10 protein-coding genes and 1 tRNA gene are annotated in these 12,827 nt (G+C 40.2%); 5 read left to right on the top strand and 6 right to left on the bottom strand.

What is annotated here, in order from left to right; genetic code table 11:
* Positions 1–5: 5 nt before the first annotated feature.
* Positions 6–731: a hypothetical protein gene (locus tag V7S75_RS04145; RefSeq protein WP_459511623.1), complete on the bottom strand. Its 726-nt coding sequence runs from the start codon at positions 729–731 to the stop codon at positions 6–8.
* Between the two features lie 120 nt (positions 732–851).
* Here V7S75_RS04145 and V7S75_RS04140 point away from each other — a divergent pair, with 120 nt between their 5' ends.
* The 5 genes from V7S75_RS04140 to V7S75_RS04120 all read left to right on the top strand — a co-directional run bounded on the left by V7S75_RS04140 (position 852) and on the right by V7S75_RS04120 (position 8,387).
* The gene (locus tag V7S75_RS04140; RefSeq protein WP_459511622.1) at positions 852–1,547 is read left to right on the top strand and encodes a 6-phosphogluconolactonase; all 696 of its coding nucleotides are present in this window, start codon (positions 852–854) and stop codon (positions 1,545–1,547) included.
* A gap of 85 nt (positions 1,548–1,632) precedes the next feature.
* Entirely contained in the window at positions 1,633–2,892 is a 1,260-nt protein-coding gene (locus V7S75_RS04135; RefSeq protein WP_459511620.1) for a TolC family protein, read from the top strand.
* Positions 2,889–3,893, top strand: a complete 1,005-nt coding sequence (locus V7S75_RS04130) for an efflux RND transporter periplasmic adaptor subunit (RefSeq protein WP_459511618.1) — start codon at positions 2,889–2,891, stop codon at positions 3,891–3,893. The genes V7S75_RS04135 and V7S75_RS04130 overlap by 4 nt, the downstream gene beginning before the upstream one ends.
* Before the next feature lie 11 nt (positions 3,894–3,904).
* On the top strand, positions 3,905–7,000 hold the full coding sequence (locus V7S75_RS04125) for an efflux RND transporter permease subunit (protein WP_459511616.1): 3,096 nt from the start codon (positions 3,905–3,907) through the stop codon (positions 6,998–7,000).
* A gap of 1 nt (position 7,001) precedes the next feature.
* On the top strand, positions 7,002–8,387 hold the full coding sequence (locus V7S75_RS04120) for a 3-oxoacid CoA-transferase (protein WP_459511615.1): 1,386 nt from the start codon (positions 7,002–7,004) through the stop codon (positions 8,385–8,387).
* Here V7S75_RS04120 and V7S75_RS04115 read toward each other — a convergent pair.
* From V7S75_RS04115 to V7S75_RS04095, 5 genes are all read right to left on the bottom strand, one after another.
* The gene (locus tag V7S75_RS04115) at positions 8,377–9,501 is read right to left on the bottom strand and encodes a GNAT family N-acetyltransferase (RefSeq protein ID WP_459511613.1); all 1,125 of its coding nucleotides are present in this window, start codon (positions 9,499–9,501) and stop codon (positions 8,377–8,379) included. The genes V7S75_RS04120 and V7S75_RS04115 overlap by 11 nt on opposite strands.
* 225 nt (positions 9,502–9,726) lie before the next feature.
* Positions 9,727–9,798, bottom strand: a tRNA-Arg gene (locus V7S75_RS04110).
* A gap of 163 nt (positions 9,799–9,961) precedes the next feature.
* Positions 9,962–10,546 (bottom strand): Crp/Fnr family transcriptional regulator, encoded by a 585-nt coding sequence (locus tag V7S75_RS04105; protein ID WP_459511611.1) that lies wholly within the window; start codon positions 10,544–10,546, stop codon positions 9,962–9,964.
* Between the two features lie 126 nt (positions 10,547–10,672).
* Positions 10,673–11,950, bottom strand: coding sequence for a GTPase HflX (gene hflX, locus V7S75_RS04100; protein WP_459511609.1), 1,278 nt, complete (start codon positions 11,948–11,950; stop codon positions 10,673–10,675).
* A 60-nt stretch (positions 11,951–12,010) separates the two neighbouring features.
* Positions 12,011–12,826, bottom strand: a complete 816-nt coding sequence (locus tag V7S75_RS04095; RefSeq protein ID WP_459511607.1) for a DUF2911 domain-containing protein — start codon at positions 12,824–12,826, stop codon at positions 12,011–12,013.
* Position 12,827 lies beyond the last annotated feature (1 nt).

The following is a 12,827-nucleotide window of genomic DNA, read 5'->3' as shown; positions in this document are numbered from 1 at the left end:
CGGAATTATTTTCTTAGTGGTTGAATGGTAATGCCAAATACGATACTCGAAGCTTGTATGGATAAGTGTGTTCCTTGTGCTTCCTTACTAGATAAACTTGATGCCTGACGATAAGCCATCGAAATTCGTATGATTTCCGATATGGATTGTTGGAGACCAATTTGATATCCTCCTAAACCTAGGATGCCATTAAATTGGACATCATCTTTTAAATCCATGAATCGATTATTTACCCATTGATTACCATGAATAATCTGGGTTATCTGAACTAAACCCGTTGCCTGAATACTCAAGCCTCGATAAAGTTTTTGCGTGAATTGAATGGATGGACTAATGCCAATATAGTCAGTTTGGTAGCTGTAGGCTACATTTGCTGCATCGCCCACAGCATTATATTGGTTGAGATTTAATTCCACACCCCAGTTGAAATTCCCTAACAACTTCGCCAACGCTGGGTGCTGATTAAAATAAATAACCTTTGGGCTTGATTTAAGTAGGAGTGCTGAGGTGTCTACTAATTTACGCTGATATTGAATCGAATAAATATTGCCTGAGCCAGCTTTAATGCCTGTTAACGTATTCCCTGCATTATTTTTAAAATCAAAGCTGGTCAGATTTGTACCCGCTTGAATACTCCATTGTTGGGCTGTAGCTGCATAGGAGATGACAAGGAAAAACAGCGATATAGCCAATTTTCCCTTCATCGCTTGAGCGATTGGGTGTGCGAACATATTTTATTAGAACTAGATTATGATGCAAAATAGTGAAATGTATTGGTATTAAATATCAGAAAACTGATAATCCGTTGTTATATCTTGGCTATTCTGTTATTTTAGTGAAAACAATTCGAAATGAGAATAACACGCGTTGCCAATTATCAAGCATTAAGCGCTTTAGCTGCAGACATCGTCATAAAAGAAGTTCAAAAAAAGCCAGATTTGTTATTTTGTGCCGCTACCGGAGGGTCTCCCACGGGTATGTATGCGGAAATGCAAAAAGAAAAGGATTTGTTCAAACAGATGCGGGTCATTAAAATGGATGAGTGGGGAATAATTCCATCCCATCACCCGGACTCCTGCGAATCTTACCTTCAAAAGCACTTGCTAGGCCCCTTGAATATCCCCGTAGAGCGCTATGTAAGTTTTGATCCAAATACAGCGGAATCTGAAAGTGAAATCCAACGCATTGAATCTTACATTCAAGCGAATAGCCCCATGGATATTTGTATTCTAGGCCTTGGGAAAAATGGTCATATAGCATTCAATGAACCTGCAGCCTATTTACAAGCGGGTTTTCACAAAGCGATTTTGGCAGAATCAACCATTCAACATGATCCAGCTTTATCCCAAGGTGCTGAACCTGCATTCGGTTGGTGTGTAGGAATGCAAGGTATTCTACAAACTAAAAAAATCATTTTTTTGGTAACCGGTAAGGGAAAAGAAGCGGCTTTGCAGCAAATTTTGACCCAACAAATTACGACGGATTGCCCGGCTTCATTTCTTTGGTTGCATTCGAATGTTGAATTAATTACCGACTACCCCGTATAATGAACACCAGAATAGGTCATTTGGTCTATTCTTTTCAATTTATATCATTATTTTTGAGTCTATTTGCCATTCAAACGAGTAAATCGTGAAACAAACCACTACTAAATATTACCTAAGCTTTTTTTGCTTGCTATCCCAACTTTGCTGGGCTCAGCAGGAATTTAGTCTGCAAAAAGCTTTAGCCACAGCCAAACAATCGAATTTACTTTTAAAGTCCGAACGTCGAAACATTGATCAAGCGCAAGCTGATGTGATAACAGCGCAGCTAAAATTAAATCCGACGCTGAATAATCAAAGTCTCCAGCTCATGAGCGCGACGCACATGCCTGCAAATTCGTTCTGGTATCAGAATGCAAACCGGCAGGTTTGGTGGCAGTTTACCAAGCAATTTCAAGTCGGAGGTCAACGCGAAAATAAAATCGAATTTGCCAAAAAAAATGTAAATATCGCGGAGAAAAATCTCATCGAATACGAGCGGAATTTATATTTTGATGTTGCTAATAAGTGGTTGGAAATCTGGACTTTACGCAAACAAGGCAAAATCGTCATGGAGGCTAAATCAAATATAGATAGCCTGGTTTTGATAAATAAATTACGTCTAAAGAATCAAGTCATCACGGAAACAGATTTGTTACGAGCAGAGCTATTAGCCAATTCGTATTTAATTCAGCAACAATCCATTCAAAAAGAGGAAGCGAGCAAATGTATTGAACTGAAAAATTTGCTCGGTAGCGATCACCCCGTCCAAGTAGATCTAAAGGATGATTTTATTCATTTTTCGACGGAAAATTTGGATAGCTTAATCCAGTTTGCCTTTGTGAATCGTGGGGATTACTTAACCGTTCAATCTACGATTGATGCGGCTGCATCGAATGTAAAACTTCAAAAAAGTTTAGCTATCCCCAAACCTGAATTAGGGTTTATTTGGAATCCCCAAAATTCAATTCCTTATTTTGGTTTGTATGCGACGATGCCACTTCCATTTTTCAATAAAAATCAAGGGGATATCCAAAAGTCAATTATTCAAAAGGAGCAATATGCCGCCGAAGCTGCGGGTTTAGCCGAGCAAATTAAAACTGAAATTATTGTTTCCGTACAACGTTTAAAAAGTCAGCAGCAGAATCTTACACACATTAGCGAAATGTTGAATAAATCTAAACAAATATTGTCTAATGTAAAATATGCCTATTTGAAGGGTGGGACAACAATCATAGACTTTTTAGAAGCCGAAAGAAGCTGGCTTGATAACCAGCATCAATACAACGATATCCTACTTGCCTACAAACAAAACTACATACAACTTTTATTTACCACGGGTAAAATAAACCAACTAGCGAGCGAATGAGAATTGCATTAATCTTAAGTGTATTTTGTTGGTCTTTGATTTCTTGCGAGAAAAAAGAAGCAGCACAAAATGATAAAATGCCAGAAACCACGGTTAAAAACGGTGGGGCTGAAGTTATCTTTTCGGATGCGAAAAGCATAGAATTTTTCCATGTATCCCAAGTGGAGCAAAAAAATATAGTTGCTGATTTTGTCGCCCCCGGTAAAATTGTTGCTACCGTTGTAGCTTCACATGCTGGCGCATCTCAACCGATTATTTTATTTGATAATCCCGAACTTTCGGGAAACTTCACGCAATTGATTCAGCATCAAATTAATATTAAGCGGATTCAACAAGTGAATATCCAACAAAAAATAGTGGAAGTTGCTCGCTACAAAGATTTGCTCGCACATGGTGCTTCGACAGCACAAGATTTATTGAATGCTCAAACAGGTTTATCTACGGAACAAAGTAATTTGTCAAATGAAAAGGCAGCCATTTTAGAGCATGAAGCCATTTTAGAGGCGGCAGGATTTCATCCAGAAGTGTTAAGAAATGCACCCGTTGGTTCAGTATACCTGACTTGTGATATTCCTGAAAATCAATTTTCTAACATGAAGGAGGGGAGTACTTGTCAAATTCAGTTTACTGCTTTTCAAGATAAAAAGTTTGTAGGTTTAATTGATGATGTCGCTGAGGTGGTTGATAATGCGACGCGCATGGTCAAATTGCGTATTCGAATGAAAAATCCCAATGCCGAAATGAAGGCTGGTATGTTTGCGATGATTTCATTTGGTTTAAAAGAAGGGAACCACATGACGATTGATAAATATTCGCTCGTAACCATTCAAGGGAAATCCTATGTTTTCAAGAAATCAGGACCCTTGTCCTTCGAACGTAAAGAAGTTCAAATCGGGCATCAAATCGGGAATCGTGTGATTATTTTAAGCGGCATTCAAGTAGACGATGAAATTGCTACTTCCGGTGTCATTCAATTAAAAGGTTTGAGTTTCGGATATTAAGCCCACCCATTATGATCAATCGTCTGCTACAGTTTTCGTTACATAACCGCTGGCTCATGCTCATCATGAGTTTGGCGCTGATGGGCATTGGATATTTTTGCTTTACGCAACTCAAAATAGAGGCTTATCCAGATATTGCAGATACGAACGTTATCATCGTTGCCAAATACGACGGACGTGCTTCTGAAGAAGTGGAACAACAAGTAACTGTTCCCATCGAACGCGCTTTGCAAAATACGCCTAATGTACTCGATCGACGCAGTCGGACAATCTTCGGATTATCCGTAGTCCAACTGACTTTTAAGGATGGGACAGATGATTATTTTGCGCGCCAACAAGTATTGGAACGCTTAAGTTCAGTGGATTTGCCGGATGGTGTCAGTCCTGAATTAGCCCCTTTGTCTACGGCTGTAGGTGAAATTTTTCGCTATGTTGTAGAGGCGCCTTTTGAATATACGCCTACACAAATTCGGGATTTACAAGATTGGGTGATTAAGCCTTATTTGCTTCAAACGGATGGTGTTGCTGACGTTGTTACTTTTGGAGGCCCCTTAAAGCAATATCAGATATTAACATATCCCGACAAACTTCGTAAATACAACATAACGATTTCCGATGTCGAGGAGGCCGTAAATGCCAATAACCAAAATACTGGCGGAAATTTAATCGAACGAGGTGGGCAGGGTTTTGCCGTACGTGGTTTAGGTGCGATTAAAACAGATGAAGATATTAAAAACATCGTGTTGAAGTCGGAAAATGGCGTTCCTATTTTTGTCAGTGATGTCGCGAGTGTGGAAATGGCACCTCCTCCGCCGAGTGGCGTTTTGGGTTATCAAATTAAGGCGAATCATAGTGAGTCGTCTAATGGAGTAGAAGGAATTGTTTTATTAAGACGATATGAAAATCCCAGTGAGGCACTTGTGAAACTGAAGGAGCGAATTGCTGAATTAGAAACGCGTGAATTACCAGCTGGAGTTAAAATTAAAACCTTGTATGATCGGAGTTTTTTAATCGATCATTCGTTGGAAACGGTAGGACATACACTTTTCGAAGGGATAAGCATCGTCATTATTATATTGGTTTTCTTCCTCGGTAGTGCAAGGAGTGCTTTGGTCGTGGCATTAACAATCCCCTTTTCATTACTTTTTGCATTTATTTTAATGCGTTTGACTGGAATTCCGGCCAATTTACTTTCACTAGGGGCGATTGATTTTGGAATTATTGTGGATGGAGCCTGTGTGATGGTTGAACATGTCATCCGGCATTACCGGAAAATGAATCCCGAAGACAAGCAAAAAGGAGTGATTGAGGTGACGCTTGATGCTGCCAAAGAGGTGAGCCGTGAAATTTTCTTCTCGGTTACGATTATCATTTTGGCCTACATGCCTATTTTGATGATGACTCGCGTGGAAGGTAAATTGTTTTCTCCTATGGCGTTGACATTGGCATTTGCTGTGGTTGGTTCATTATTGGCTGCATTAACTGTCGTTCCCATTTTAATCTCATTTGTCTATGGTCGTTATTTTAACGAAGGGGCGCCAGCGGTCAAAGAACGCAAAAATATCGTGTTGGAGTGGGTTGAGCGAGTTTATCAAAAAGCAAGTGATTGGTTGATTGCTCGCTTTAAAGCTACAGTGCTCATCGGTTTTTCGCTTGTGCTTTTGCTCTTGTCGTCTGCTTATTTTATGGGTACCGAGTTTTTGCCTGAACTCGATGAGGGCTCTATTTTCCTTCGGGGAAATTTCCCTGCGGGAATTACGATTCAGGAGAATGCCAAATATGCGCCGACGATTCGTTCGGTGATTGCCAAGTATCCCCAAATCGCTTATGTCATTACCCAAACGGGAAGAAATGATGATGGAACAGATCCTTTTCCAGCTAATCGGAATGAGATTCTGGTGGGCTTGAAAGATTATAATTTGTGGAGTAAGACCATCACGAAGAAGGAATTGGTTTCAAAAATTAAATATGATTTAGCCGTTGCTTTGCCCAGTGTTCGTTTCTCTTCAGGTCAGCCTATTATTGACCAGGTGATGGAGATTGTTACAGGTAGTGCTGCGGATTTGGCCGTTTCAATCGTCGGGGAAGATTTACATATGATGCGAGCCAAAGCTGACAGTATTGCCACGATTATTCGTGCAATGCCAGGTAGTGAATCCGTTAATATCGAACAAGAAGGGACGCAGGAACAATTAGCGATCAAAATCAATCGGGAGAATGCAGCTCGTTATGGAATCAATATTTCTGATATTCAAAACATGATCGAAGCTGCGATAGGCGGTAAAAATCTTTCCACCTTATATGATGGAACCAAACGTTATGATATTATCATTCGCTATTTGCCCCAGTATCGGAATAATATCGATGAAATTAAACAGTTATTAGTTCCTTCAGTAAATGGTACACTGATCCCGATGGATCAATTAGCCGAAGTGAGTTTTGTGGAAGGGCAAACGAATATTTATCGCTATAATAATAAGCGTATGATCACAGTTCGAACAAATATTGAAGGTCGTGATCAAGGGGGATTTGTAAAGGAATTGAATCAAAAAATAGCCGGGAGCATTAAGATTCCCAAGGGGTATGAAATCGTATTAGGAGGGCAATATGAGAATTTGGAACGTGCCGGTAAACAATTGTTAATTAGTATTCCGCTGACGCTATTACTTGTTTTCGCATTTCTTTACATGTTATATAATCAATTGACGGATACCTTAATTACGGCAAGTTGTATTTTCTTCGCTTTGGCTGGAGGGATCATTGCTTTATTATTAAGAGGTTATTACTTCAATGTTTCTGCTGGTGTTGGTTTCGTCTCCATATTTGGTATTTCGGTCATGGCGGGTGTTATTCTGGTTTCGGCATTCAATCGAAATGGAAATTTGGACGAAGTGGCTCTCGTATCAACCCAACAGATGCGTTCATTATTATCGGTATTGATTGTGGCGATTTTGGGTTTAATTCCAGCTGCAACTTCTTCTGGTATTGGTTCAGATGTGCAACGCCCATTGGCGACTGTAATCATCGGCGGATTAACCAGCACCTTGATTTTTGCACCTTTGTTGATCCCTTCTTTATATCGTTGGGTGAAGCAAAAAAGCGAATAATATGAACAAAGTTTTCTCATTGGCTGCGGACACATTAAAGGATCTCACCTCTGGTTCGAGCATTCTGATGGGGGGCTTTGGTCTGACAGGTGTTCCTGAAAATCTTATATCTGCCTTATTAGAAAAAGGCACCAATGAATTAACCTGCATCTCGAATGAGGCAGGTTTGGAAAACTTTGGTATAGGCCGACTAATTGCTCAAAAGCAAATACGGAAAATGATTTGTTCCTACATTGGGGAAAATCATTTGTTCGAAAAATTGATGTTGGAAGGTCATCTTGCCGTGGAGCTAGTCCCTCAGGGAACGTTAGCGGAACGGATTCGATGTGGAGGTGCCGGAATTCCTGCTTTCTATACACCAGCAGGCGTGGGGACGGAAGTGGCGGAAGGAAAAGAAACACGTGAATTTCATGGTAAAAAATACCTGTTGGAAACAGCCATCACGGCGGATTATGCGTTTGTAAAAGCATGGAAAGGGGATACGGAGGGAAATTTAATTTATCGAGGGACTTCGCAAAACTTCAATCCAGTGGTAGCGATGGCCGGAAAAATAACCATTGCAGAAGTGGAGGAATTAGTGCCTGCAGGCACCTTGGATCCCAATCAAATACATACCCCCGGCATTTATGTACATCGCATTTTTGAAGGGAAAGCATACCAAAAGCCTATTGAGCATTTGACGCACCAATTGGATGCGGAAGAAATCAAGGAGCTTAGTCCGGAAGATCTTAAGAAAGAAATTATCGGAAAGCGTCTTGCCCAAGAAATTAAGGATGGCGATTATGTCAATTTGGGAATCGGTATTCCAACCCGCGTGGCGAATCACATTCCAAAAGGCATGAAGGTCATTTTGCAATCGGAAAATGGTTTGTTGGGCATCGGACCATTTCCGGAAGAAGGGGCGGAAGATGCGGATTATATTAATGCGAGTAAACAAACTATTACTGTTGCTCCTGGTGGGTCGGTTTTCGGATCCGAACAAAGTTTTGCCATGATTAGGGGGAATCACATTGATGTGACGATTTTGGGTGGGATGGAAGTTTCGGAACGGGGGGATTTGGCCAACTGGAAAGTACCCGGAAAAATGGTCAAAGGAATGGGAGGAGCGATGGACTTAGTAGCTTCCGCGGATAAGGTAATTGTTGCCATGTTACAAACGATGCCTTCGGGCAAATCGAAATTAGTTAGTTTTTGTGACCTGCCGCTCACGGGAGTCCGTTGTGTGACGCGCGTCATCACAGAATTAGGCGTTTATGATATTTTGCCTGAGGGTGGGTTTCAATTAATTGAACGAGCACCGGGTATTTCATTGTCGGAAATTCAACATGCAACCTCTGGTAAACTTACCTATCACGAACCGGTTCCTGAAATGAAACTTAATCCTTAAACGGATGCCGTTGAATCCAGGAAACCTCGGGCTCTAATAATTGAAAAATGCTCGATAAATAGCGATTTATCCATGGGTATTGATGCTCCATGAAGCCATACATGTTGACGGGAACAGCACCTATGGAACTTTTAATTTCCATCGCGGTCCTACCAAAATTAATGTGCATGAATTGATTGACAATGGCGCAACCTACCATGTCGTAAAGCATGTTTAGATACAGCATTTTTTCTTTTTGGATGCTTGGGTCATAGCCCAGGAAGTAGGTTTCTAATACATCCTCATGTTGGAAAAGCGTGTTAAACCCAATGAGATTCCCTGCTTCAAAATAGGCGAAAAACCGAAAGGCATCTCCCATGTTTTCTTTCAAGGAGCTGAAATGATTTTTTGCCAAAAAGAAGGTGTTGAACGGTGCGTTTTCAGCCACGTGGTAATATAACTCGTAAATTCGTTCTTCTTGCTCGATGATTTCACTCAATCTTAATTGGCGTTTTTCGATCCCATCGGCCTTTTTTCGTGCCCGTTTGTATTGGTCTCGGTATTTTTTGGAAAGGGCATCAATATAATCCTGTTCCTTCGTCCACGCAGTCTCTGTGCTAAAACACATGCTGGGTTGTGAGGTAAATTTTAGGCTTTTGTCAAATATGGCTTGTTGGAAATGGATAAGTTCTTCCTCAGGAAAGTCTTTCAGGATGTGAATGTGTTGGCCTGGGAATTCTGATAAAACTTTTTCTTTAAGATAGGCCAAAACCCCACTCGGATTAGTTCCTTCTTTACAAGCGATGGCGTGTTGGCCTGTCAACATATTATTCCCAACAATCGTTAATTTGCCTGCAAAGTTTTTGAATAAGAAATCCCTTAGCTTGATTTTTAATCCATGATCTCGCGTACCAAAAGTCTCTAATTGATTCAGATCGATTTGTTGGATCAATGCGACTGCGATCATGCGCTCATCTTGAAAAATGCCAATAAATCGATTTTTTACATTGGCCGGTTCAGATGAAGTTAATGCGGTAAGATATTCTTTTTGTAAGAAAATACTCGATTGGGCAATAGCATCCCAAGATTGCGGTAAGTCTGTAGGATGAAGGTATATGTGATGTTTGTAATTCAATTCAAGATGTTTTCAGTGGTTTAACCGAAAAGTAGGGGTTTTTGTTCCCGGAGAGGAATTTGATATTTGTAGAGACGCGATACCTCGCGTCTAATTTAGTTGAAAGTAGCTTTGATGATTTTTCTAGACGCGAGGTATCGCGTCTCTACAATAATTGGGTTTAGCAAACCGTCTAACGTCTAACGTCTAATGTCTAAAGTCCAATGTCCAACGTCTATTTTTTTGTGGCCCCGGCGGGAATCGAACCCGCATCTAGCGTTTAGGAAACGCCTATTCTATCCGTTGAACTACAGCGCCAATAAAATGGTGCGTAAAGATACTAAACTCATGCAATTAATGGGGGTGAAATAATTAGTAAAACTTGTAAAATTGCAAGTTTGCTAAATGGAATTGCTTGTAGATTTGTCCACAATTTCGCTAAGAAATTTATAGAACACGGAGTAAGTAAAACCTTGAATTTTTAATTTGAGGTTTTTTTATTTGTCAATAATTTTGAAAGATATGTCGTCTCGATATTCAAAAATGATGACAAATATTTTTTCTTTACTCGTGTTAATAAAAAGGGATATTTTTCACTGATGTACTCAATGCGTTCGTTGGCAGTTAATGTTCTTAAAAATTCACACTGATTCTCAAATTCACACAAATTGTAAAATAACTCGTGGACAGAAAACAAGGCAAAGCTAGATGATTTTTCGATCAGAAATTGATAAGTTGAACGATCTGTCCCATAAACGACGCTATCTTCCAAGGCCTCAAAATTTTCTCGAGATGGTGCGTCAAAATGGAAGCTGTTTGCGTTAGTCAAGAAATCTCCTTCCTTTGCAAACCATGTTGTGATTTCTTTTGATTCATCCGTTCTAAAGATACGAATGAGCCCTTTCTCGACATAATAGATTTTATCGCATTTGTCTCCCTCGATTAATAAGAATTCGCCTTTTTTGATTTTTTTGGAAAAGCATAATTTGATAAACCAATCGATAAATTGATTTGACTTTCCAAGCTTGAAATATTCGCTTGATAAAAATCGATCTCCAACTTTCATTAACGGGGTATACAAATGTGGATTGCAATTTACCATTAAATTGACAAATTCCACTCACACCTCTTTACGCTTAGCTCTTCACTCTTAGCTCTTCACTCTTAGCTCTTAACTCTTACCTCTTACCTCTTAACTCTCCTCCGGTATCACCCCATCATTATATCCCATCAAGTGGTTGGTGTCCAACCAATTCGGGAATATCTGGAAATGTTTTTCTTTAATGATTTCCATGACCATTTCGCGTAACTCTGCCAAATTTGAACGTTGTTCTGCTGAAATGAAGACCGTTTTTGGTGTGTTTGTTTGCCAGTGCGATTGTTTTAAGAAACGCGTAACACGTTCCATTTTGGTCAATTCTGGATTCCCATCCTCATCGACTGCTGCACCTTCAAAGAACACATCTTCCACCTTGTAAAGATCAATCTTATTGAATACCAAAATCGTGGGCTTATCTCCAGCACCCATTTCGTTTAAGATACCTTGAACTACTTCAATTTGCTCCTCAAAATTGGGATGCGAAATATCCACAACGTGTAGTAACACATCTGCCTCACGCACCTCATCCAAGGTCGATTTAAATGACTCAATCAAGAGGGTAGGGAGCTTGCGAATAAATCCAACTGTATCCGTTAATAAAAAAGGAATTCCATCCCAAACAACTTTACGAACAGTCGAATCAACGGTCGCAAATAATTTATTTTCCGCAAAGACTTCCGCCTTTGCTAATTTCTTCATTAAGGTTGACTTACCCACATTGGTATATCCCACCAACGAAACGCGAACCATACGATCCCGATGTTTTCGTTGGGTATACGACTGCTTATCAATCGCCGTTAATTTGTCTTTTAAGAATGCAATACGATCATTGGCGATCCTTCGGTCAGTCTCTAATTCTTTTTCACCTGGACCACGCATACCTACACCGCCCCGTTGTTTGGAAAGGTGAGACCACATACGAGTTAAACGTGGCAACATATATTGGTATTGAGCAAGCTCCACTTGTGTACGCGCCTGAACTGTTTGAGCACGTTGTGCAAAGATGTTCAAAATGAGTAAGCTTCGATCTAATACTTTGATCTCTTTGCCTAATAAGGAAATCGTCAATTCAATATTACGCACTTGCGATGGACTTAAATCATCATCAAAAATGATGATGTCCACGTCTTTGGCAATGACATAGGCGATGATGTCATCCAACTTCCCTTTACCCACATAGGTACGATTGTCTGGTTTGGCTAAGTTTTGAGTAAAGCTTGCCAAAGTCACCACCCCGGAGGTGGATGCTAAGAAGGCTAATTCTGCCAAATATTCCGCAGTTTGAACCGCATTTTGTTTCTGCGTCGTTACCGCAACGAGTACCGCTGTTTCTTGTTCTTCTCCCGTACTAAATCCTAATTCTTCCTTCATATCTAATGCTAAAAAAAGCCTTCCTGTTAAGAAAGGCTTTTCATGCGAATTTAGTTCAATTTATAAACTTTGAATCAATTTAAGATTCAAGGTTACATAATCTTCGTTCTTACCTTCTTTGGCTAAGGTGATTGATTTCTCAGCACTTGCTTTGGCGCCTGCTTTATCGCCCAACTTCGCCTGAATTTTTGCTTGTAAATGCAAGATCCAATAAGCAGATGGATTTGCCTCAACCGCTTTACCAACCCATTCCAATGCTTTCTTTAAATCACGACCCGTCTCAAAATAATACGAAGCTGATTCAAAATAAGGTCTTGTGTCCGCCGCCATTGCTTTTTCGATGGATGCGGCAATTTTTGAATCGATTTCTGTTTCGATAGGTACCGAAACGGCTACCTTCTCCCAAGAAATTACCAAATCCATTTTGTTGGCAATCACATTTGCAAACTGAATGGAAAATGATTCAACCGATTGAGCTAGGGTGGTTGTTGCCAACTTTACCTTCAAAACGTCCTCAGCTGGATTGTAATTAAATACGCCATTCGTTCCTTTGTTGAAGATGATTTCCCAAGAAAATTGAGAAGGAATCGTCATCAATTGGTAAGTACCTGCTTTCAAGGGCTGGCCTGCAATCTTAACATCTTCCCCGAATGTAATACTCGTAGGTGCATTTGCACCCGTACGCCATAATTTTCCGAAAGGAACCACATCACCAAATATCTTACGCCCTTTAATTACTGGACGGGAATATTTTACTTCAACCGAAGATAAAGAAAAGTCTTGCTTGATGCTTTGTCCGGGACTAGGCGCAGGAGTTTTAATACCTTGTGCGAATACATTGACCGCAAGCAAGCACAAAATCAATACTTTTTTCATC

The organism is Aquirufa sp. TARAVU-A1A (genome assembly GCF_054558675.1).
The sequence above is the reverse complement of the archived record's forward strand: the minus strand, read 5'-3'. Positions and strand labels throughout refer to the sequence as shown.